Here is a 22,812-nt window from a genome sequence, read left to right on the forward strand (position 1 = left end):
CCTGACGCGCACGGCAGGTGACGTGCTGCAGCCGGCGCCGATGGAGCGAAATGGCGCCAAACGGGGTTCTGGACCGAGCGTCGCCCGGGCCGCCCCAGCGACTACAATTGCCCCACCCGCCGTGTCGACCGCGCCTCGCGCCGATTCGGGACCGCCCGCCGCCAGCCGGCGGCTGCACTCCTGGAAGGAGATCGCCGACTACCTGCGGCGCGGCGTTACCACCGTGCAGCGATGGGAGCGCGAGGAGGGCTTGCCTGTCAGGCGTCACCGGCATGCCTCCAGTGGATCGGTGTTCGCGGAGACCGGCGACATCGACACCTGGCTCGACCGCCGATCCACGCCGCCAGGAGATGACGAAGAAACGCGACCGCCCGCGGCCCGGGCTTCGGCGCTGACGGAGCACCTGGGCGCGTTGGACCCGGTCGGCGGCGCCATCCCGCTCGACTCGAGGCTCTACATCGAGCGCCCCACCGACGACGACGTCCACCAGGCCGTCGGACACGGAGCGGGCCTGGTCCTGATCAAAGGCGCGCGCCAGGTGGGCAAGAGTTCGCTGTTGGCGCGGACGCTGGATCGCGCGCGCCGCGCGGGCATGAGGGTGGCCATTTCGGACGTCCAGGCACTGGGCTCCGACGATCTGCGGTCGGCGGCGACCTGTTTCCAGGCGCTGGGCCGGAGCCTGGCGGATCAGGTGTCCGTCAAATCGCCGATTCATGCCGACTGGAACGTTCAGGACAGCCCCAACACGAACTTCTCGCGCCATCTGCAGCGCAGCGTCCTCGCCGCCAGCCCCGAACCGCTGATCTGGGGGATTGACGAGGTCGATCGCCTCGTCGGGCGCGACTACGCGATCGACGTCTACGGCCTGTTTCGTTCCTGGTACAACCGGCGCGCGCTGGACCCGCTGGCGCCGTGGCGGCGCCTGACGCTCGTGCTGGCCTATGCCACGGAAGCCCACCTCCTCATCCGCGATCTGAACCAATCGCCGTTCAACGTCGGCGTGCGAGTGACGCTCGAGGATTTCACACGCTCCGAGGTCGCGGCGCTCAACAGCAGGCACGGCTCGCCGCTCGCGTCGGACGCGGCGCTCGATCGGCTCGTCGCGGTCGCCGGCGGTCACCCCTACCTGGTGCAGACCGCGTTGCACGGGCTGACGCACGGTTCGACACTGGACGATGTCGAGCGCGACGCGCGGAAAGGAGCGGGGCCGCTCGCCGATCATCTCCGGCACGTCGCGGTGCTCCTCGAGGCCGATCCGGCGGCACGGCAGGCGATGCGGGCCGTCGTCGCGGGCGGGCGGTGTCCGGGGCGCGACGTCTTCTACCGGCTGCGCAGCGCCGGACTGATCGTCGGCGACGCACCTGAAGACGCTCGCCCGCGGTGCGGACTCTATGCTGCATACTTCGCCGCCGCCGGCGAGTGACGTGCGTGCGCCCGACTTCTTCGTCACCGGCGGAGCGCTGGCCAGCGATGCGCCCAGCTATGTAGTCCGCGATGCCGACGCGGAGCTGCTCGAGGCGCTCATCGCCGGCGAGTTCTGCTACGTCCTCACCGCGCGCCAGATGGGCAAGTCGTCCCTGATGGTGCGGACGGTCGCCGAGCTGCGCAAGAACGGCATCGATGCGGCGGTCGTCGATCTCACGGCCATCGGCCTTCACGTCACGGTCGAGCAGTGGTATCGCGGGCTGCTCACGGAAGTCGGCGAGCAGCTCGGGATGGAATCCGCCGTGGACGCGGCGTGGTCGGCGCTGCGCGATCTGCCGCCGACGCAGCGATGGCTCAAGGTCCTGCGCGATCTCCTCGTCATTCCCCGGCCGCGGCCGCTCGCGATCTTCGTCGACGAGATCGACGTCGTCCGCAGCCTGCCGTTCCGCACCGACGACTTCTTTGCCGGCATCCGCGAGATCTTCAATCGCCGCGCCCGCCAGCCGGCGATGCGGCGGCTGTCGTTCTGCCTGCTGGGCGTCGCGGCCCCGACCGACCTGATCGCCGATCCGACCTTGACCCCGTTCAACATCGGACGGCGAATCGAGCTTGCGGACTTCACGCCGACCGAAGCCGTCGTCCTCGCGGCCGGACTCGGCCGTCCTCCGGATGCGGCGCGCGCCCTGCTGGCCCGGATCGGCTACTGGACGGGCGCGCATCCGTATCTCACCCAGCGGCTCTGCCTGGCGATCGCCCGCGACCCGTCGGTGCGAAACGATGCCGACGTGGACCGGTGCTGTCAGCAGCTCTTTCTGTCGCCGCATGCTGCCGAACGCGACGACAACCTGATCTTCGTGCGCGAACATCTGCTGACGCAGGATGCGCTGCGCACGCCGCTGCTCGATCTCTATGCATCCGTCCTGCGCGGCGACGGCCGCGGCGGCGACGATCGGGTCAATCCGGTGGTCAGCGCGCTGCGGCTCTCCGGCATCGTCCGCGCGGACGGAGATCGGCTGCGCGTCCGCAACGAGATCTATGCGCGCGTCTTCGATCGGGCGTGGGTCGCGCGGCATCTCCCTGATGCGGAGGTCCGGCGGCAGCGCGCCGCGTTCCGGCGTGGCGCGTTGAGGACCGGGATCGCCGCGGCTGTCGTGCTCGCCGCGGTGTTGGGCGGTGTGGCGGCGCTGTGGCGGCAGCACGGCCAGCTGCGCGCCGAGCAGGACCGCAGCCGCGGTCTGCTGTACGCGGCCGAGATGAATCTGGCCGCGCAGGCGTGGAACGCGTCCGGGGCGGGGCGGACGCGGGCGCTGCTGGAGCATCACGTCCCTGCAGCGGGCGAGCGCGATCTGCGCGGCTTCGAGTGGCGTTACCTGTGGCGGCTCACCCACGGCGACCAGCCCCCGCTGCGCGGACGCGTCGAGGATCCGACCCGTGTTGCCTTCGCGCCCGACGGCGCTCGCCTCGCGGTCGCCGGATGGCGCGGACTGCTCGATGTCTGGGATCTCGCGTCACGTCGTCTGCTCTTCACGGTCGGTGATGCTCAGCACGGAGGGCAGACCGCCGTCACGTTCTCACCCGACGGACGCATGCTGGTGGCGGGCGGGGCGCTCGACTGGGTCCGCGTCTACGACGCGGCGGGCGGAACGCTCCTCCAGGAGCTGCGCGGCCACACCGACCGGCTGCGCGACGTGGCGTTTTCGCCGGACGGGCGGCTGCTCGCCACTGCCGGCTTCGACCGCACGATCCGGTTGTGGGATACGGCATCGTGGCGACTGCTCTCGACACTCACCGGCCACACCCGCGGTGTCAACGCGGTGCGCTTCACGGACGACGGAACGCAACTGGTCTCGGGGAGCTGGGACAACACCGTCCGGCTGTGGGATGTCCACCAGCGCCGCGAGATCGCGCAACTGCCCCACGACGGCGACGTCGAGACGCTGGCGCTGACGGGCAACGGCCGGACGCTGGTCACTGGTGGCTGGGAGCAGGCGCTGAAGATCTGGGACACGGCGTCGCGCCGGGTGCTGGCGACGCTCGCCGGTCACACGACCGTGGTCTCGCACCTGGCGGCGTCGCCGGACGGACGCACGATCGTGTCGGCGAGCAGCGACGGTACCGTTCGCCTCTGGGATCTCGGCCGCCGCCGCGAAGTTTCGCGAGTCCGGACCGGCGGGCAGCGGTACCTCGCGATCGGACTGTCGCCGGACGGGCGCCGCCTGGTTACCGCCGGAGATCAAGGAGAGCTTCGCGTGTGGCCCGTCGAAGGGCCGGGCCGCGTCGACCAGGATGCTGCGGTCCTCGAAGGCCACACGGATGTCGTCACCGGACTGGTGTTCACGCCAGACGATCGTCGATTGATCTCCACCAGCTACGACGGGACGGTGCGGATCTGGGACTGGCGCGCACGTCAGGCGGCGGCGACCCTGACGCAGGGTGGGCGCATCGGGTTGGCGCCGAGCCTCTCCTCCGACGGCCGGCTCATCGCGGTCAAGGACGATGAACGCGGCGTCGTCGTGTGGGACGTAGTCGCGGCACGCGAGACTCGGGCGTTGCCCTCGACCCCGGCACTCACGGGTGCCGTATTCACGCCTGACGGGCGTCTCGTCGCCTGCGGCAACTTCAACCTCGTGCTGTGGGACGTGACCCGCGAGACGCCTCTGTCGCGGCTCGAGACCAGCGTGAACGTGGGACCGAATCTCGCGATGTCGCCGGACGGGCGCACTCTCATCAGCGGCAACCGGCAGGGTGAAGTGACATTCTGGTCGATCTCGCCGTTCGCGCCGATGGCGGCGACGGCGCCGCACACCGATTACGTGTCGGCGTTCGATTTCTCGCCGGACGGCCGCACGATGCTGACCGCCAGCTTCGACGGCGTGATCCGGTTGTGGGACATGCGCACGCGCACGCCGCGTGCGGAGCTGCGCGGACACCAGGGCTGGGTCACGAGCGCGGTGTTCTCACCCGACGGACGCCGGATCGCGTCCGGCGGCGCCGACGGCGTCATCAAGTTCTGGGACGTCGAGACCGGGCACGAGCTGATGACGCTGTTCGGTCATCGCGACCGCATTCACGCGCTCGCGTTCGCGCATGACGGCCAGGTTCTTGCCAGCGGCTCGGCCGATCGCACCATCCGGCTGTGGCGCGCCGCGGCGTCGATGCCGTCGCGCTGACACCCCATCTCGCGCCAAATCACGCCACGTCCGGCCGGTGCATTTCGGTGTGCCTCGGCCGGGCGCTGGCTGCGTAGGCTCGTCTCGGCCGTTCCCGGAGGAGTGTCATGCCGCATGCACGAGTCACACGCATTTCCGCTGCGATCGCGGTACTGCTGTCAGCGTCCGCCAGCATTCATGCGCAGACGGCGCTCACCGAGCCGCAGCGCACCGCCGATCTGAACCAGCTGGCCGGCTTCTACGCCAAGAACTACGCGCCCTACGAGTGGAAGCGCGACCTGTTCGGGATCGACCTGCTGCGGCTCAACGACTGGTTCCAGGCGATTCACAAGACGGATGACCTGGACTTCCAGGAAGTCTTGATCGACTACGCGGCGTCGCTGAACGACGCGCATGTGGGCGTGTCGTTTCCCTCCAATTTCGACGCGGCGCTTCCTCTGCGGTTCGACATCTACGACGGCCGCGTGTTGATCGACGCGATCGATCGCACCGCACTGCCGCTCGCCCAGTTCCCATTCGGCATCGGCGACGAGCTGATCGCGTTCGACGGCATCCCCGTCCGCGACGCCATCGCCGCGCTCGCCAAGTACGCGCAGGTGGGTGTTCCGCAGATCACCGACCGGCTGGCCGCCGACCTCCTGACCTTCCGGTCGCAGAACTTCTTTCCGCACGCGCCCGACCTCGGCGACACGGCGGCGCTGCGCATCCGGCTGGACAGCAGCGGCGTCCAGAACACGTGGCTCGTGCCGTGGTTCAAGAGCGGCACGCCGATTACGTCGCAAGGGCCGGTCCCCAGCCCTGGGCGGCGCCCGTACCGGCTGACCCGCGCGGCGACCGCCGCACCGGCCGCCGACGACGTCGCGGAGGCGCCGCTCCCGCGGTCGCGTTATCGCGGCGCGGACACGGGGGTCGTCGACGACACTCTTCCCGGGTATATGGAACCGCTCCGCCCGCTGCTGAATGCCGCGCTGACGCGGGCGCCGGAGGGCGTGCTCAACTTCGGCACCAAGACGCCCGTCTATGCGATGCCGCCCGGATTCGTGCGCCGCCGCGGCGGGCCGAGCTCCGACTTCTTCCTGACCGGCGTCTTCCCGGCGGGCGGCCGCACCATCGGCTACATCCGCATTCCCAGTTTCTCGCCGCCGAGCACGTCGGTCGCGCTGCAGCAGCTCGATCAGGAGATCGCCTTCTTCACCGCGAACACGGACGGCCTCGTCGTCGACGTGATGCGGAATCCGGGAGGAAACATCGTGTTTGGCGATTCCATCCTTCAGCGGTTGATGCCGTCGCCGTTCCGCACGCTCGGCTTCGAGATTCGCGCCACTGCGACATGGCTCGCCGCGTTCGCGAACTCAGTCGAAGCGGCGCAACTGTCGAACGCGCCGCCCCAGATCATCAGCAACCTGCAGAACAACTTTGCAGAAGTCCTCCGCGCGTACCAGGAGCAGCGCGGCAGGAGCGCACCGGTCGCGCTGAATCCGACCGGCAGCGTGACGCTGACGCCGAATGCGGTGCGGTACACCAAGCCGCTGCTCGTCCTGATCGATGAATTCTCCGCCTCGGCTGCCGACATGTTCGCGGCGATCGTTCAGGACAATCAGCGCGGGCCGCTGTTCGGAATGCGCACGATGGGGGCGGGCGGCAGCGTCAGGAACTATCAGGCCACGGCGTACACCGAAAGCTCGTTCTCGATCACCGTGTCGCTCGCCAACCGCGGACGGATCGTTCAAACCTCCGACTATCCCCCGGCGCCGTACATCGAGAACATCGGCGTCCGCCCCGACATTCTGCAGAACTACATGACGCGCGAGAACCTGATGAGCGCCGGGACGCCGTTCGTGCAGGCGTTCTCGACCGCGATCGTCAATCTGATCCAGACCGGTGTCTGGTAGGCATTGACGAATCAGGAATGACGGCGGGGTGACCGGCGTGCGAACGTTCGACCTGAGCGCTGATCTCGACGAGGTGACGCCGGAGCTGGTGCGCGCCATTCGCACGGCAACCGCGGCCGCGCACGTCGTCGTGCTGTCGACGTGGAATGGCTGCGACAAGCGCACGTGGGACGTCCCGGCGGAGACCGCGCCGTGGGGAGACGTCACCGTCGAATGGCTGCTCCGTGCAGGCCAGTTCCGGCTGGATCTCAAGCTTTGGGGCAGGGCGATTCCGCCGCGCTTCACGCCCGCCGCGCTGGCGCGCGAGATCGCCAGAGCGCTGGGCGGGCCGCTGCTCTTCAGCGACTGCTCGCTGTTCCCGTGGTCGTATCTCGAAGCGACGCCGGATGGCGCGATCTGGCATGTCGTCGCGCGTCCCAACGAGGAGGACCGGCTGGATCTCCTGCCGGCCGCACCGGCCGGTGACCGCGGCCGCGAGTACTTCCCGCCGCAGCTCGTCTACGCCGCCGCGGAGGCGCTGGCGGACGCGGATCCGTCGGCGCCGGACCGCTCCAGTCCTCCCGACTACTGTGCCGTCTTCAACCGTTCGTGCCCGAAGGCGCTCCGCTGCGATCGCATAGACCTGGAGCGACCTGTCTTCCCGCCCGGAGGGTCCGATGCCGCGGTTTGACCTCTCGATCGGAGTGCTGCTCGTACTCGCCGGCATGCACGGCTGGTCCGGTCAAACCGCGGTCAGCGGACACACCAGCGAGGTGCGCGTGGTGTCGTTTCTGGCGGACGGCCGTACGCTGCTGTCCGGCGCCGCCGACTATACGATTCGCCTCTGGGACGTTCCCGATGGCAGGTCGCGGGGCATCTGGCAGAGGGTTCCCGAGTTCGACGCGGCTGCAAGTACGACGGTCATCTCCGTCTCTCCGGCCGCAGGACTCATCGCCCGCGCCGGCGCGGAGCAGGGCACCGCCGAAATCTGGGACATTGCGAAAACCGCCCGCGTCCGGACGATCCGGGCGCACGCGAGGGTGGTGGACGCGGTCGCGTTGTCGCGCGGCGGCTCGCTCCTGGTCACGGCCACCGCCGACGAAGTCAGGACGTGGGACGTGGCGGCGGGAAAAGCGCTCGCCCGGGTCACCGCGCCGAATCTCTACCGCATCGGCGGCATCGCGGCGGCGCCGGACGGCAAGACGATCGCGGTCGCCGCCACCGATCGCACGCTCGTTCTGTACGACGCGGTCAGCGGCAAGCCGCTGGTCCAGTACCAAGGGGTGCCCGGACAGGTGAAGTCGTTGGACTTCTCGCCGGACGGCAAGCTGCTGGCGTCGGGACAGGAGGCGCCGGCGGAAGACTCCGTGCGCATCTGGGATGTCAGCCAGGCCGCCGCCGTGCAGCACGTGGCCGGACCGCCGAACCAGGCCTCGGCGGTCGCGTTCTCGCCCGACGGGCGTCTACTGGCGAGCGCAGAGCGGATCGTCATGGTGTGGGACGTCGAGGCTCGAACGCCGACGCACTCGTTCACCGGGCACACCGCGCCCGTCCGCTCCCTCGCGTTCTCGCCGGACGGCGCGCTGCTGGCGTCGGCTGCCGACGATCGCGTGATTGCGCTGTGGACCATCCAGAAGTGACCGATCCGGCTGACAAGGAAGAGGAGAGATGACATGTTCGACGCTCAATCGATTCGTCGAATCGCGCTGCTTGCAGCCGTGGTCGCGATCGCTCCCGCGCAAGCTGTCGCACAGCTCGACAAAGCGAGACAGGACCCGCTCAGCGCGCTGCGCAGGAACTTCGAAGAGACCAGTCGCTACGCCAGGGACAAGAACCGCACGGACGCCGTGAAGTACCTGTTTCTGTTCGAGGAAGCGCTGTTCAAGATACGCGACCTGACGCGCGACGTCCCCGCGCAGCTCAGCAACGGAGGTCTCCCGGCGCTCGCGCAGAAGGCCCGGGAACTCCTGATCGCCCAGGCGGACCTCGAGAGAGCCGACTCGCAGCTTCGCACCAAGCTCGAGAGAGTCAGCGAGACGTACGACTCCGAGCTCTCGGCCTTCACGACGCTCTACAACGATTTTCTGAAGAAGTTCAACGAGGTATGGGAGGCATTCCTCCGCGCCGGCGCTGCGTTCAAGGCGGCATGCGCCGAGTGCGTGCGGTGAGTGGTGTCGACCTGCGCGGTCCGGGCTGACGCGGCGGCGCGCCGCTAGCCAGCCGCGCCCTCCGGCTTTCCGCCGCGCCGCATCGTCAGCCAGATGAGCGCGGCAATCACCAGCATCGCGGCGACGAAGGCGATTCCGAACAGCCACAGCGTGCGGTAGAGGATCGACTGGCGATCCATGCGCGCTTCCATCACGTCCGGCGTCCGATCTTCCGCGTAGGCGATCGGCTTTCCCTGCAGCCGCTCGCGCAGCCGCTGCTCCCAGGTGACGATGTTGCCGCGCGCCGCCGGGCGCGACTCGTCCTTCTCGAGGTAGCGGGAGTTCTGGAAGCGGATCCGCGCCGGGATGTGCAGGCGGAAGGCGACCACTTCGTCGCCGGTGAGCCCGGCGGTCAGCGGTCCCGGGCTCGACGGCTTCGACAGCGTCTGCCGGAAGACGAACTGCTCCCCTTCCTGGCGCAGATCGTACGTCGCCCACGACAGCGGCGCGACCCCGGTCAGGGCGCGGATGTCGTCGACGACGAGGTGGACGCCGACGAAGCGCCGGCCGCGCCGCGCCCAGCTGCTGATCCTGCCGACGCGGGTGTGCTCGGATGAATACAGCGATCGCAGCTGCGTCCGCAGCTCGTCGGCGCGGGTGTTCAGCGCCGTGTTCAGCGGCAGGCCGCGCAGCGCGACGAGCGCGGGAACCGACGCGTTGATGACCAGCGTCGCGGAACCGTCGAGGCGGATGGCGAGATCTTCTTCGTACTCGTACTCGGTTCCGAGCGGTCCGCCGCCGCGGCCGCCGCAGGCGCTCACGACCGCCGCCATCGCCGCCACGGCCACGGCGAGCAGGGCCGCGCGCCAGCGTGAGTGCATCAGGCGAATGATATACTGAAGCTTCCCTCCGAATGACGCCGCCGCGACTGTACCTGATCGACGGCAGCTCGCAGATGTATCGCGCGTATCACGCGATTCGCGGGCTGACGAATCCCGCTGACGGAAAATCCACCAACGCCGTCTACGGCTTCGTGACGATGCTGCGGAAGCTGATCAACGATCACCAGCCGCAGTACATCGCCGCCTCGTTCGATCTCGCCGGTCCGACGTTCCGCGACGAGATCGTCAGCGACTACAAGGCGAACCGCACGCCGATGCCCGGCGATCTGGCGGAACAGATCCCGCTGGTGCACGAGGCCTGCGAGGCGATGGGAGTGCCGATCCTGACGTCGCAGCGCTACGAAGCCGACGACGTGATCGGCACGCTGGCGACCAAAGCGGCGGCGGCCGGATTCGAGGTGGCGATCGTCACCGGCGACAAGGACTTCTTCCAGCTGGTGCACGACGGCATCAAGGTCTACAACCCGAAGGAGGAGGGGACCTGGTTCGACGCCGCCGGGGTGAAGGAGAAGTTCGGCGTCGCGCCGGCGCAGGTCGTCGACGTGCTCGCGCTGATGGGCGACACGATCGACAACATCAAGGGCGTGCCGGGCATCGGCGAGAAAGGGGCGCGCGATCTGATCGCCAGGTACGGCGACCTCGAGACCCTGCTCGCGCACGCCGCGGAGGTGCCGAACAAGCGTCAGCGCGAAGGGCTGCAGAACCACGCCGAAGACGCGCGGCAGAGCCGCACGCTGGCGCGCATCCACGTCGACTGTCCGGTGGAGTTCGACCCGGAGGCGATGCGCTATCGCGGCGCGTCGCAGCAGCGGTGCTTCGAGCTGTTCTCGCGGCTCGGCTTCCGCACGCTGGTGATGGAGTTCGCGCCGACGGCGCAGACCGTCGGCAAGGACTACGCGGTGGTGGACACGCTCGACGGGGTGGCCGCGCTGGCGGCCGATCTGCGCGCCGCCGGCCGGTTCGCGCTGCGGGTGCTGCCCGACGCCCCGTCGGCGATGCGCGCCGGCATCGTCGGGCTGTCGTTCTCGACGGCGCGCTTTCAGGCGCGCTACGTGCCGTTCGCGGGCTCCGGCCTCGGCTTCGACGGCGGGCTCGACGCGCGCGCCGCGCTCGACGCGCTCGAGCCGGTGCTCGAGGACGCGGCGATCCGCAAGGTCGGCCACGACCTGAAGTTCGACACCATCGTGCTCGCCCGCCATGGCGTGGCGCTGCAGGGGCTCGAGACCGACACGATGCTCGCGAGCTACCTGGTCGACGCGAACCGGTCGTCGCATCTCATCGAGGACCTCGCGCTCGAGCACACCGGGTACAAGGCGCTGACCGAGGACGACGTCTGCGGCCGCGGCGCCAAAGCGATGACGTTCGCCCAGATCCCGGTGCAGGCGGCGCTCGACTACGCCGGCGAGCGCTCCGACCTGGCGCTGCAGCTCGCGGCGCCGCTGCGCGCCATCCTCGCGCGCGACGGACTCGAGGCCGTGTACGAGGAGCTCGAGCATCCCCTGCTCCCCGTGCTCGTCGCCATCGAGCGCGCCGGGATCCGCATCGACGGCCCGGCGCTCGCCTCGCAGGCGCAGCGCATCGACGAGGAGCTGTACAAGCTGGCGCGGCGCATCTACGAACTGTCGGGGGAGGAATACAACATCAACTCGCCGAAGAAGCTCGGCGAGATCCTCTTCGACAAAATGGGCCTGACGACGGAGACGCTGAAGCGCACGTCGAAGACCAAGGCGCATTCGACCGCGTTCGAGGTGCTGGAGGAGCTGGGGCAGTATCACGAGCTGCCGCGGCTGGTGCTCGAGTGGCGCGCGCTGATGAAGCTGAAAGGCACCTACATCGACGCGCTGCCGCAGCTGGTCAATCCCGACACCGGCCGCGTCCACACCTGTTTCAACCAGGCGGTCGCGGCAACCGGACGCCTGAGCAGCAGCGATCCGAACCTGCAGAACATCCCGATCCGCACCGAGCTGGGGCGGGAAATCCGCCGCGCCTTCATCGCCGATCCGGGCAACGTGCTGATTTCCGCCGACTACTCGCAGATCGAGCTGCGCGTCCTGGCGCACATGTCGGGCGATCCGGCGCTGCTCGACGCCTTCACCAACAACGTCGACATCCACGATCGCACGGCGCTGAAAGTCTTCGGCACCGCCAGCGGGCTGAGCGAGCACGAGCTCCGCCGGCGCGCCAAGATCGTGAACTACGCGCTGCTCTACGGCAAGCAGGCGTTCACGCTGGCGAAGGACATCGGCGTCTCGCGGGAAGAAGCGCAGTCGTTCATCGACGCCTACTTCGCCGGCTTCCCGTCGGTGCGCGCCTTCATCGACGGCATCATCGAATCAGGACGCCGCACCGGCTCGGTGAAGACGATGTTCGGCCGCCGCCGGCTGGTGCCCGATCTGAACAACCGCAACGGCCAGATCCGCGGCGCCGCCGAGCGCGCCGCGGTGAACATGCCGATTCAGGGATCGGCGGCGGACATCCTGAAGAAGGCGATGATCGACGTGCACCGGGAGCTGCCCGGCATCGCCGGCGGCCGCGCCCGCATGATCCTCACGGTGCACGACGAGCTGCTGTTCGAGGCGCCGGAAGCCGCCGCCGGGGAAACCGCCGCGGCCGTGCGTCAGTTGATGGAGTCGGCGGTGACCCTCACCGTGCCGCTCACCGTCGACGTCGGCATCGGCGCCGACTGGAAAGCGGCCAAGAGCTGATCGATCACCACAGCGATTTGAAGGTGTCCCACTCGGCCGTCATCGCCGCCTGCGCCTGACGCCGCTCGCGCTGCGGCAGGCGGGCGGCGCGGTCGGGAATGATGGCCTGCAGCATCAGCCGATCGAGATCGCCGCGCAGCGCGGCGCCGCGATCGGGCGCGAGCGAGGCGCGAATCCATCCCGCCATCGCCGCCGACCACGCGCGATCGAGATCGCCGGCCGAGCGCGCGGCGGACGTGAGCCAGTAGTTCGCCGGGCCCGACGAGGGATCGCGCCGCAGCTCGGCTTCCATCCGCTCCGTGATCCGGAAATACACCATGCCGCGCTCGGAGGGGGCCTGCGCCTGCGCCTGGCGATCGAGCGCGGTCGCCCACCAGTCGAGCGCCCGCGCGTGCGCGTCGGGCGCCAGCGTCGACGATGATTCGACGATCGGCGCGAGCAGTTCGGCGGCGGGGCCGTAGCGCTCGTCGTAATAGAGCAGCGCCGCCAGTCCGACCTGCAGCTCGATCAGCTCTCTCGCATCGAGCACCGCGCGATCGACGAGCCGCAGCTCCTTGCGCGCCTCGTCGAGATCGGCGGGCGTGCTGGTCTGCCGGTAACGCTCGAGGTGAATGCGGCCGATCACCAGGCGGGCGGAGGAGGCCGTCTTGGGATTGCCCGCCGCCTCGCGCGCGGCGGTCAGCGCCTGTTCCAGCTGCCCCTGGTTGTAATAGCGGCGGGCCAGGGTGAGCTGGTCCGGCGTGCCCATCGCCGCCAGCGAGCTCACGAGGACGAACAGCACCACCGCGCCACGGGAGCCCATCCGCGGAATCCTAACACACCTGCGTGATGGCATAAGTGGTTGTCTTATCGTCACTTACCGAATGGCTCCGGCGGCCTGGTGCTATAATCGGACGCGATGGTGGAGCCGACCGTCATCGCGCGGTCAGAGCACTCGATTTCTCGCCGCGACATTGATCCTGACGCGCTCAAGGTTCTGTACCGCCTCCACGAGCACAACTACGTCGCGTATCTGGTCGGGGGCAGCGTGCGCGATCTGCTGCTCGGGCGGCGTCCCAAGGACTTCGACGTCGGCACCTCCGCGCACCCGCATCAGGTCAAGAAGCTCTTTCGCAACTGCTGGATCATCGGCCGCCGCTTCCGCCTCGCGCACATCAAGTACGGGCCCAAGACGATCGAGGTCGCCACGTTCCGCCGGCAGGTCGACCCATCCGAGCTGCCGGCCGATGCCGCGCAGGCGGCTGAAGCGATCGACGCGGCGATCGAGGCGTCGCCGGACATCCCGCTGCCGCCTGACGCCACCATCGAAGAGCAGGTGCAGTCGGAGGGCACGCACCTCGCCAAAGTGCGCGCGCACGATCGGCTGATCCATCGCGACAACACGTTCGGCACGCCGGAGGAAGACGCCTTCCGCCGCGACTTCACCATCAACGCGCTCTTCTACGACATCGGCACCTACGCGATCATCGATTACGTCGGCGGCCTGCAGGATCTCGAGCATCGGCTGATCCGATCGATCGGCGACCCCGGCACGCGCTTCCTCGAAGATCCCGTCCGCATGCTGCGCGCCGTCGTCTTCGCGGCGCGGCTCGACTTCACCATCGACGAGCCGATCCTCGAGGCGTTCGACACCCACCGCCACGAGATCGGCCGCGCCGCGCCGGCGCGCCTGATGGAGGAGTACTTCAAGATCCTGCGCTCGGGCAGCGCCGAGAAGACGTTCCGGATGCTGAAGGAGACGCGGCTGCTGCGTGAGATCACGCCGGAGCTCGACGCCGCCCCCGCCGCGCTCTGGGACGCGCTGGCGCGGCTCGACCGATATCGCCACCAGTTCCAGGGCGCCCCCGAGACGCTGACGAATGCGATCCTCGCCGGCACGCTGCTGGCGCCGCTCGGCCTCGCCGGGCGCGAGCGCCGCTTCAGCGCCGACGCGCTGGAGCGGCGGGTCGAGCTGGGCGTGCTGCCGATTCCGCGGCGCGACGTGGAGCGGCTCCATCAGATTCTCGCGCTGCAGCCGCGCCTGCACGACCTGCGCGCGCCGTTCCGCGCGCAGCGCGCGCTGCTGCACCGGCACGTCCTCGGCGAGGCGCTGACCTGGCTCGAGATTCACGGCAACCGCCCGGACGCGCTGGAGCACTGGCGCGCGCTGCAGGCCGAGCCGGGACCAGGAGCGCCGGCGGACCCGCTCACCCCGGGGGCGCCGCCCGCCTTCCGCCGGCGCCGCCGAAGGCGGCGGCGTCCGCGAACCGGGAGATCTCCCGCCTGAAGGTTCTTCCGCCGAATCCTGCTGTTCTTGAACGCCGCCCGGCCGCCGTGGTCCCGAATGCCGAGGTGGCGCGACCTGCTGCAAGCAGGCGGATCATGCGCCGATATTACCCGTAAGCGGCCACGAGGAACCATCCGGCACCATACGCATGAGCTTAAGTGACTGAAACGAAAAGGTTTAGTTGCCCATAAGTTCTGCTTCCATTTGCGTCCCACTCGGCGTATACCTTTCCGTTACATCCGGCCGCACGCCGGTCCCGGTTCGGCGTCGAGTTGCGGCATCTGGCAGGCATAAGTGGGAGGAGGAACAGTGATCCACGTTTCTCGGACGTCGGCGCAACGCTGGTGTGCCAGCGGGCTGCTGATCGGAGCGCTACTGCTGCTCACGTCGTCGGCGACGATCGCGCAGGTGCTGTACGGCAGCATCGTGGGAGTCGTGAAGGATCCGCAGGGCGGCAACGTGCCCGGCGCGACGGTCACGATCGTCAACAAAGACACCAACCTCACCAGGGAAGCCACGACGGACGCGGAAGGAGGCTACACGTTCAACAACGTGCAGGCGGGCCGCTACGACGTGAAGGTGACGCTGCAGGGGTTCCGCGAGAATGTCCGCACGGGCGTCCCGGTCAGCATCGGCGAGATCTCCCGCGTGGACCTGACGCTCGAAGTCGGCACGGTCAGTGAGACCGTGACGGTCGCCTCGGAGGCGCAGCTCCTCCAGACCGACAAGGCCGACGTCAGCACCGAACTCAAGTCGCAGGAACTGACCTCGATGCCGCTGAACCGGTTCCGCAACTACCAGGCGCTCATCAACCTGGTGCCGGGGACGACGCCGATGGCGTTCGGCAACGCGGAGACCGACACGCCCGCCCGTTCGCTGGCCACCAACGTCAACGGCCAGGTCAACACCAACAACTCGACCCGGACCGACGGCGCCACGAACATGAACATCTGGCTGCCGAACCACAACATGTACATCTCGCCGGCCGAGACGATCGACACGGTCAACATCTCGACCAGCAGCTTCGACGCCGAGCAGGGGATGGCCGGCGGCGCGGCGGTGACGGTGGTGACGAAGTCCGGGACGAACAAATTCAAGGGGTCGGCCTTCGAGTTCTACAACAGCGACAAGCTGAACGCGACGCCGCGGTTCTTCGGGTCGGGCGCAACCCCACCCAAGCTGCCGGTGAAGGCGAACACGTATGGCGGCACGATCGGCGGTCCGGTTCGTCGCAATGCGGTGTTCTTCTTCGGGTCGTTCGAAGGCTACAAGCGCGAGCAGAGCCTGTTTACGTTCTTCACGGTCCCGAATGAAGCGCTGCGCCGTGGCGACTTCAGCGGCGCCGTGAACACGAACGGCTCCATCCAGAACATTTACGATCCGTCGACCGGCAACACCGACGGCACCAACCGGACGCAGTTCGCCAACAACGTCATTCCGACGAACCGCATCGACCCGATCGCTCTCAAGGTGCTGCAGTTGTTCCCGCTGCCGACCCAGCCCGGCATCGGCGCCGGCGGCCTGACCAACAACTATCGCCGCCAGGAAGATCGCACGGTCGATCGCGACAATTTCGACCTGAAGCTGAACTGGAACCGGACGGCGGCGAACCAGTTGTGGGGCAAGGTCAGCTACATGAACGCGGTCGTCGACGACCTCACCAACTACCTCGGTCCGGACCCGAACGCGGAAGGTGATGGCGGCTTCACGAAGGTCTACCAGATCACCGGCGGTCAGACCTGGACGATGACCCCGACGCTGCTGATGGACATGACGTTCGGGTTCTCGCGCCAGAAGCAGGATGTCTACGGGCCCGACTTCAATGCCGGCAACTTCGGTCTCGACGTGCTCGGCATTCCCGGCACCAACGATCAGGGCATCGGCGACCAGCGCTATGCGGGCTACCCGCAGTTCGATACCGGGTTCAGTGCGGTCGGCAATCGCGACGGCTGGAACCCCATCTTCCGCGACGAGCGGACCTACTCGTTGGCCACGAACGTGTCGAAGATCAAGGGACGCCACGACGTTCGCGGCGGCTACTTCGTCAACTTCATGTATCTCGATCACTGGCAGCCGGAAACCGGCAATCCGCGCGGCCGTTTCGAGTTCAGAGGCAACGTGACGGCGCTCAACGCGTCGGGGGCGCAGTCATCGAACTTCTACAACCAGTACGCGTCGTTCCTGCTCGGACTCGTCGGCACCGCGTCGAAGAGCGTGCAGAACGAACTGATGACCGCTCGCGAATGGCAGCACGCACTGTTCATCCGCGACCGCTGGAACGTCAGCTCCAGGCTGACGCTCGACCTCGGCCTGCGCTGGGAGTTCTACCCGATCATGACGCGCGCCGATGGCCGCGGCATCGACCGGCTGGATCTCGACAACCCCGACTTCGCCCGTCGTCTCGATGTGCTCGTCGCCGGTCGCGGCGGGAACCCGCAGAGCAGCGGGATGGAGGCCAGCTTCGACAACTTCGCGCCGCGCGTCGGCGGCATCTACCGTCTGAACGACAAAACGGTGCTCCGCGCCGGCTACGGCCTGACCTTCAACGCGACCCCGTGGGCGCGCGCGCTGCGTGGCGACAACGACTACCCCGTCACCATCGCGTCGAGCAGCTCAAATCCGGGGCAGTGGCTGCCGTATGGCACGTTCGCGCAGGGCATCCCGATCCTGCGGGGCCCGGACGTCAGCTCGGGCCGGGTGCTGCTCGATCGCACGGCCGCGGTCTACACGCCGGAAGTGGGCAACGTCGATCGCGGCGAGGTCCACACCTGGAACGTCGCGTTCGAGCGTCGTCTTCCGCTCGACGTCTCGGTGGACGTCGCCTACGTCGGCGCCAAGGGCATCGGCGGCTACGCCGCGGTCGACGTCAACGCGCCGCAGACGCTCGGCGTCGGTGACGCCGGCCGTCCCTACGCGTCGCTCGGTCGCATCCTGGCCATCAACTCCTGGGGTCAGCGCCTGAAGACCGACTACGACTCGCTGCAGATCGCTCTGAACAAGCCCTTCACGAGAGGGCTGCTCTTCAAGGGAGCCTACACCCTCAGCAAGTCGATGAACGAGAGCGACAACGACGGGCGGGCGACTCTGAGCTATAACACGCCGAGCGAGTTGCACCGCAACTGGGCACCGGCCGGATTCGACCGGCGGCACAACTTCCAGTTGGGTTTCGCCTACCAGCTGCCGTGGCAGAGCCAGGGCTCGCTGGGCTCGAGCCCGGTTGGCTGGGTGATCAACGACTGGCAGATCAACGGCGTTTTCGCGGCATTCAGCGGTACGCCGTTCACCGTGACCGCGAGCGGCACCAGCCTGAACACTCCGAACAACCTGCAGACCGCCGATCAGGCCAAGGAGTTCACGGTGCTGGGCGACATCGGCGCCTCGGGTCCCTGGTTCGATCGGACGTCGTTCACGCAACCGACGGGGGTGCGCTTCGGCAACACCGGCCGGAACCAGTTCTACGGACCCGGCGCCTATAACCTGGACTTCTCGGTGTTCCGCATGTTCCCGGTGGGTGGCGCCAAGCGTCTCGAGTTCCGTGTCGAAGCCGGGAACGTGCTCAACCACGCGGTCTATGGCAACCCGCAGGGCAGCATTACCTCCGGAACGTACGGCCAGATCACGGGCATCAACGGGAACTACCCGGAGCGCATGGTGCGTCTCGGGCTGCGGTTCACGTTCTAAACCGGCGACCGGTTACCGGTTACCGGTTACCGGAAACCGGGTAATCTGCAGGGGCGCGGCATCCATGCCGCGCCCCTTTTCATTTCCATGCGCGCGCTCGTACCCGGCCTCGTCGTGCTCACGCTGCTGCAGCCCGCGGCGCAGCCGCCGCTGCCCGCGCTGGCGCTCGACAGCTACCCGGCAGCGGCGCGGACGGCGATCGCGCGCGCCTATCAGGCGGCACAGGCGGCGCCCGGCGAGGCGCAGGCCGCCGGGCACCTGGGACGCGTGCTGCACGCGTGGGAACAGTGGGAGGCGGCGCGCGCCGCATACGCGCGCGCGTCGGCGCTCGCGCCCAAGGCTCACGAATGGCGATACCTGGAGGGGCTCGTGCTGGTGCGGCTCGCCCGCCCCGATCTGGCGGTCGACGCTCTTCGCGCGGCGCTGGCGCGCGAGCCCACCTATCTGCCGGCGCGGCTGAAGCTGGCGGAAGCGCTGCTCGACGCCGGCGACCTGGCAGAGAGCCGGACGCGCTTCACCGAACTCACCGATCCATCCTGCGCGCCGGCGGTGCAGTTCGGCCTCGGCACGATCGCGGCGCGCGAGGGGCGCCACGCGGACGCGGTGTCGCACCTCGAGCGCGCCGTCGCCCTCTTTCCCGAGTTCGCTGCCGCGCACTATGCGCTGGCGCGTTCGTATCGCGCCCTCGGCCGGGTCGCGGACGCGGAAGCGGCGCTTGCCAGGCATGCGCGGTTCGGCGCGCGCTGGCCGGCGATTCCGGATCCGCTCGCCGAATCGGTCGCGGCCCTGCGCGCCGATCCGGGCGCGCTCCTGCAGCGCGGCGTGAAACAGGCGGAGGCCGGCGAGGTGGAGGCCGCCATCGCGTCGCACGAAGCGGCGCTGGCGCTCAACCCGTCGTTCGCGCAGGCGCACGCCAACCTGATCTCGCTCTACGGGCGCGCGCGCAACTGGAGCAAAGCCGAAGAGCACTACCGCGCCGTCGTCGCGCTCGCCGTCAACGTCGCCGACGCGCACTATGACTATGGCGTGCTCCTGGGAATGCAGGAGCGGTGGGACGCCGCCGCGGACGCGTATCGCAAGACGCTCGAGCTCAATCCGCAGCACGCCCAGGCGCGCAACAATCTCGGCCAGATGCTCGAGCGGCTGGGACGGCCGGCCGACGCCGCCGCCGAGTACCGCCTCGCCGTCGAGAGCCAGCCGACGCTGCGCATCGCACGCTTCAACCTCGGCCGCATGCTGATCGCGCAGGGAGCCAACGACGCCGCAGCCGCCGAGCTGTCGAAGATTACCGAGCCACGCGACGCGGAGGCGCCGCGCTATCTGTTCGCGCTGGCCACGGCGCACCTGCGCGCGGGGCGCCGCGACGAGGCCATCCGGTGGGCGATGGATGCTAAGGGGCTGGCGGAGCGCTTCGGCGACACCGCGCTCGCGGCGGCGATTGAGAAGGATCTGGCGAGGATTCGATGAGCAGAGCGTTCGTGTCGATCGGGATGGCGATCGGCATTCTGATTCTCCGGCCCGAAGGCCGGAGCTCCCTGCAGATCTCGATCGACGCCCAGGCGCCGCTGTTCGTGGACGGCGCGGAATCCTCCGGACTGAAATTCGTTCACGTCACGGGTGAGACCGGTCAGTACTACATGGCCGAGCAGATGGGCGCGGGAGTGGCGCTGTTCGATTACGACGGCGACGACGACCTCGACGTGTTCCTGGTGCAGGGGGGGCCCGCCTTCGGGGCGGGCAAGCCGGAACGGGCGGCGAACCAGAATCCTGGCAGCCGGCTGTTCCGCAACGATCTCTCCGTCACGCCGGATGGCAGGCGCACGCTGCGCTTCACCGACGTCACCGCCGCGGCGGGCGTGGGCTTCCGCGGCTACGGCATGGGCGTCGCAGTCGGCGACTACGACAACGACCAGCGGCTCGATCTCGTCGTCACCGGCTTCGAGACGGCGGCGCTGTATCACAACAACGGCAACGGCACCTTCAGCGACGTCACCGCGAAGTCGGGCATCCGCGAACGGCTGTGGAGCACGAGCGCCGCCTTCGTCGACTACGATCGTGACGGGCGGCTGGATCTCTTCGTGGCGCGCTATCTGGATTTCACGCCGGCCGGCAACAAGGTGTGCCACGACGCCGTCGGGGCCCGCGACTACTGCAGCCCGCGCGCCTACAAACCGGTACCCGCGGCGCTCTATCACAACGCCGGCAACGGCACCTTCACGAACGTCAGCGATGCGGCGGGCATCAGCAAGGCGTACGGCGCCGGACTGGGCGTCGCGACCGGGGACTACAACGGCGACGGCTGGCTCGACCTCTACGTCGCCAACGACGCCACGCCGAACCAGTTGTGGATCAACACCGGCAAGGGCACGTTCCGGGACGAAGGGATGCTCTCGGGGGCCGCGGTGAACGCCGCCGGCAATCCCGAAGGCAGCATGGGGATCGCGTCGGGAGACTTCGACACGGATGGCGACGAGGATCTCTTCGTCACCAACATCGTCGGCGAGACCTTCGCGCTGTACGTCAACGACGGAAAGGGAGTGTTCGAGGACCTGCGCACGCGCGCCGGGCTCGCCGGCCCGACCGCGCCGTATACCGGCTTCGGCACGGACTGGTTCGACTACGACAACGACGGCCGGCTCGATCTGTTCGTCACCAACGGCGCGGTGAACATCGTCGAGGCGCAGCGCGGCAGGCCGCGGCCGTTCCGCATGAAGAATCAGTTGTTCCGTAACACCGGCAGCGGACGGTTCGTCGAAACCGGCGGCTCGGCGGGGCCGGCGTTCGCGCGCACCGACATCGGCCGCGGCGCCGCCTTCGGCGACGTCGACAACGACGGCGACGTCGACATCGCCGTCACCAACAATGGCGGGCCGGCCAGCCTGCTGTTGAACCAGTCGGTGGAGTCGAAGAGCGCGCATCACTGGATCGGGATTTCGCTGCGGCAGGCGTCCGGGAACCGCTTCGCGTTCGGCGCGTGGGTCGGGATCGAGCGCGCCGGGCAGCCGACGCTGTGGCGCCGCGTGCGCACCGACGGGAGCTATCTCTCGGCGAGCGACGTGCGCCTGCACTTCGGTCTTGGCGCGTCGCCGGCGATCACTGCCGTCGTCATTCAGTGGCCCGACGGCCAGCGCGAGCGGCGGACCGGCATTGCCGTCGACCGGATCGTCACTGTGGCGCGGCAGTAGCCTTCGCCGTCGCGGATCACAAGGACTGCTCCTCGTTCGTGGGCTTCCCCGGTCACCACACGTGTGTGGCGAGCACCGTCGGGGCGCCGGAATCCTCGCCGACGACCGCGGCCTTGACGACGATCTGCGCGTTGCGCTGACCCCAGACGGAAGCCGGCGGCTCCGCGCCGGCAAGGCAGGTCTCGTCCAGCACGCATTCGGCGGCGGCACGGGTACCGAGCAGCAGTCCGGAGAGAATCATCACCCAGCCGCCGGTCGCGGGATCTTTCATACGCGTGATCAGACCGTAGGTCTCGGAGAGATCCTTCAACCGCGTCGTCCGTCGGCCGGTCCGCCACTGCCGGCTGTCGGGGCGTGTGCGATCGAGGATGTAGTTGCCGTCCTCGTCCCCGGCCAGGGTGAATCTGAGCCCCTCGCTGAGTCTCAACGTCCACGGGTTGTTGAAACCGCCGATCAAGATGACGGGCCCCTCGCGCAGATCCTTGAGATCGGTCGATGCCGGGCGGCGAATGCGAAAAGGCTTGGACTTCGCGCGCAGCTCTCCGGCGATCAACGCCAGGGTCACCGAATCGGTGAAGCGTACTGAGTTGGTTTGCAGGAAATCCTGGAGCGTCAGGTCTCCCGCGGGCGTCTCTCCGGGCGTACCCGAGAGTTGCTGTCCGTTCGAATACGGATCGCCGATGCACAGCAGGACCGCACCCGATTCGCCGAGGATCGGCTGCCAGAATCTGACGAGCGCGTTCTCCGCCGCGATGTTGCTGCGCGGCCACATCGCCAGTGCCGCAAACGCGCCGGCGGCCACGAGCGCTGTGGCAATCCAGAGGATTGATGTGGTGCGCCCCGGCGGCACGGGCGCGCCCGTGGCTCCGGCGCCCACGCTTCCGCCGGCGAGGGATCGTGACGGTGGAGCGAATTCCGGGACGTACGATCCGGGCTGATAGCTGATGACCACTTCGCCGGCGCGATCGGCCTGGTAATACTGCACCAGGCGCTTTCGAACTTCCGCGGCCGCCATTCGCACGATGGGGTCCTGCGACGTGTCGTATCCAGGCTCCCGGCCGAAGGCCTCGTGTCCGATCGTCCGCTCCTTCAGGGTTTCGCTGGACGAGAGCGCGTGCTCGACCGTGAATCGAAGAAAGGCGGGGAACCTCCGGCTGTTACTGAACAGCGGCGAGCCGAGGATGCGGGTCAGCTGGCCGCGTACCAGGGCCTTCTCCTCCGCTGACGAGGGCCTCCAGGTGTGCAGTGACTCGGATTCCTGGTCGGCGCTCAACGGCTGGGGCATCTGCAGGTTAGACGACGGCCGGCTGCTCACCATTACGTCTCGATACGGAAATTTACGGCGTGCGAACACCGCGACGCTGCCGTATCGATACCCGAAATCCGTTGTGCGGGCGCGGCGGCTCGAGGCATCGTGCGATGTTCCCTGAAATGCAGATTATCAGATGTGCCGGGTGCGG

The 22,812-nt window shown here is 68.5% G+C and carries 14 protein-coding genes; 11 read left to right on the forward strand and 3 right to left on the reverse strand.

Features of this window, described 5'->3' with window-relative positions; all coding sequences use genetic code 11:
- The first annotated feature begins 22 nt into the window (after positions 1-22).
- From VFK57_15680 to VFK57_15705, 6 genes are all read left to right on the forward strand, one after another.
- Positions 23-1,423 (forward strand): AAA-like domain-containing protein, encoded by a 1,401-nt coding sequence (locus tag VFK57_15680; GenBank protein ID HET7697152.1) that lies wholly within the window; start codon positions 23-25, stop codon positions 1,421-1,423.
- A complete protein-coding gene (locus tag VFK57_15685) occupies positions 1,392-4,595 on the forward strand; it encodes an AAA-like domain-containing protein (protein ID HET7697153.1) in 3,204 nt (1,067 codons plus the stop codon). The genes VFK57_15680 and VFK57_15685 overlap by 32 nt, the downstream gene beginning before the upstream one ends.
- Before the next feature lie 107 nt (positions 4,596-4,702).
- Positions 4,703-6,487, forward strand: a complete 1,785-nt coding sequence (locus tag VFK57_15690) for a S41 family peptidase (protein ID HET7697154.1) — start codon at positions 4,703-4,705, stop codon at positions 6,485-6,487.
- A gap of 28 nt (positions 6,488-6,515) precedes the next feature.
- Positions 6,516-7,157 (forward strand): hypothetical protein, encoded by a 642-nt coding sequence (locus VFK57_15695; protein ID HET7697155.1) that lies wholly within the window; start codon positions 6,516-6,518, stop codon positions 7,155-7,157.
- Positions 7,144-8,106, forward strand: a complete 963-nt coding sequence (locus VFK57_15700; GenBank protein HET7697156.1) for a WD40 repeat domain-containing protein — start codon at positions 7,144-7,146, stop codon at positions 8,104-8,106. Before VFK57_15695 ends, VFK57_15700 begins: the two co-directional genes overlap by 14 nt.
- Before the next feature lie 33 nt (positions 8,107-8,139).
- Positions 8,140-8,634 carry a hypothetical protein gene (locus VFK57_15705; protein ID HET7697157.1) on the forward strand — a complete coding sequence of 165 codons (495 nt, stop codon included), beginning with the start codon at positions 8,140-8,142 and terminating at the stop codon, positions 8,632-8,634.
- Positions 8,635-8,678: 44 nt separating this feature from the next.
- On the opposite strand, the gene VFK57_15710 is transcribed toward VFK57_15705, so the two are convergent.
- Positions 8,679-9,494, reverse strand: a complete 816-nt coding sequence (locus VFK57_15710; protein ID HET7697158.1) for a hypothetical protein — start codon at positions 9,492-9,494, stop codon at positions 8,679-8,681.
- A 32-nt stretch (positions 9,495-9,526) separates the two neighbouring features.
- Between VFK57_15710 and polA the strand changes: the two genes are divergently transcribed.
- Positions 9,527-12,220, forward strand: coding sequence for a DNA polymerase I (polA, locus tag VFK57_15715; GenBank protein HET7697159.1), 2,694 nt, complete (start codon positions 9,527-9,529; stop codon positions 12,218-12,220).
- A gap of 4 nt (positions 12,221-12,224) precedes the next feature.
- Here polA and VFK57_15720 read toward each other — a convergent pair whose 3' ends face one another.
- Positions 12,225-13,022, reverse strand: a complete 798-nt coding sequence (locus tag VFK57_15720; GenBank protein ID HET7697160.1) for a hypothetical protein — start codon at positions 13,020-13,022, stop codon at positions 12,225-12,227.
- A 96-nt stretch (positions 13,023-13,118) separates the two neighbouring features.
- On the opposite strand from VFK57_15720, the gene pcnB reads away from it, so the two are divergent.
- The 4 genes from pcnB to VFK57_15740 all read left to right on the forward strand — a co-directional run bounded on the left by pcnB (position 13,119) and on the right by VFK57_15740 (position 21,352).
- Positions 13,119-14,486, forward strand: coding sequence for a polynucleotide adenylyltransferase PcnB (pcnB, locus tag VFK57_15725; GenBank protein HET7697161.1), 1,368 nt, complete (start codon positions 13,119-13,121; stop codon positions 14,484-14,486).
- 309 nt (positions 14,487-14,795) lie between these two features.
- Positions 14,796-18,167 carry a TonB-dependent receptor gene (locus VFK57_15730; GenBank protein ID HET7697162.1) on the forward strand — a complete coding sequence of 1,124 codons (3,372 nt, stop codon included), beginning with the start codon at positions 14,796-14,798 and terminating at the stop codon, positions 18,165-18,167.
- 87 nt (positions 18,168-18,254) lie between these two features.
- On the forward strand, positions 18,255-19,634 hold the full coding sequence (locus tag VFK57_15735) for a tetratricopeptide repeat protein (protein ID HET7697163.1): 1,380 nt from the start codon (positions 18,255-18,257) through the stop codon (positions 19,632-19,634).
- Positions 19,631-21,352 (forward strand): CRTAC1 family protein, encoded by a 1,722-nt coding sequence (locus VFK57_15740; protein ID HET7697164.1) that lies wholly within the window; start codon positions 19,631-19,633, stop codon positions 21,350-21,352. Before VFK57_15735 ends, VFK57_15740 begins: the two co-directional genes overlap by 4 nt.
- 52 nt (positions 21,353-21,404) lie before the next feature.
- Here the strand turns inward: VFK57_15740 and VFK57_15745 are convergent, their stop codons facing one another.
- Positions 21,405-22,670 carry a hypothetical protein gene (locus VFK57_15745; GenBank protein ID HET7697165.1) on the reverse strand — a complete coding sequence of 422 codons (1,266 nt, stop codon included), beginning with the start codon at positions 22,668-22,670 and terminating at the stop codon, positions 21,405-21,407.
- Positions 22,671-22,812 lie beyond the last annotated feature (142 nt).

Source organism: Vicinamibacterales bacterium, from assembly GCA_035699745.1.
Lineage (GTDB): Bacteria > Acidobacteriota > Vicinamibacteria > Vicinamibacterales > 2-12-FULL-66-21 > JAICSD01.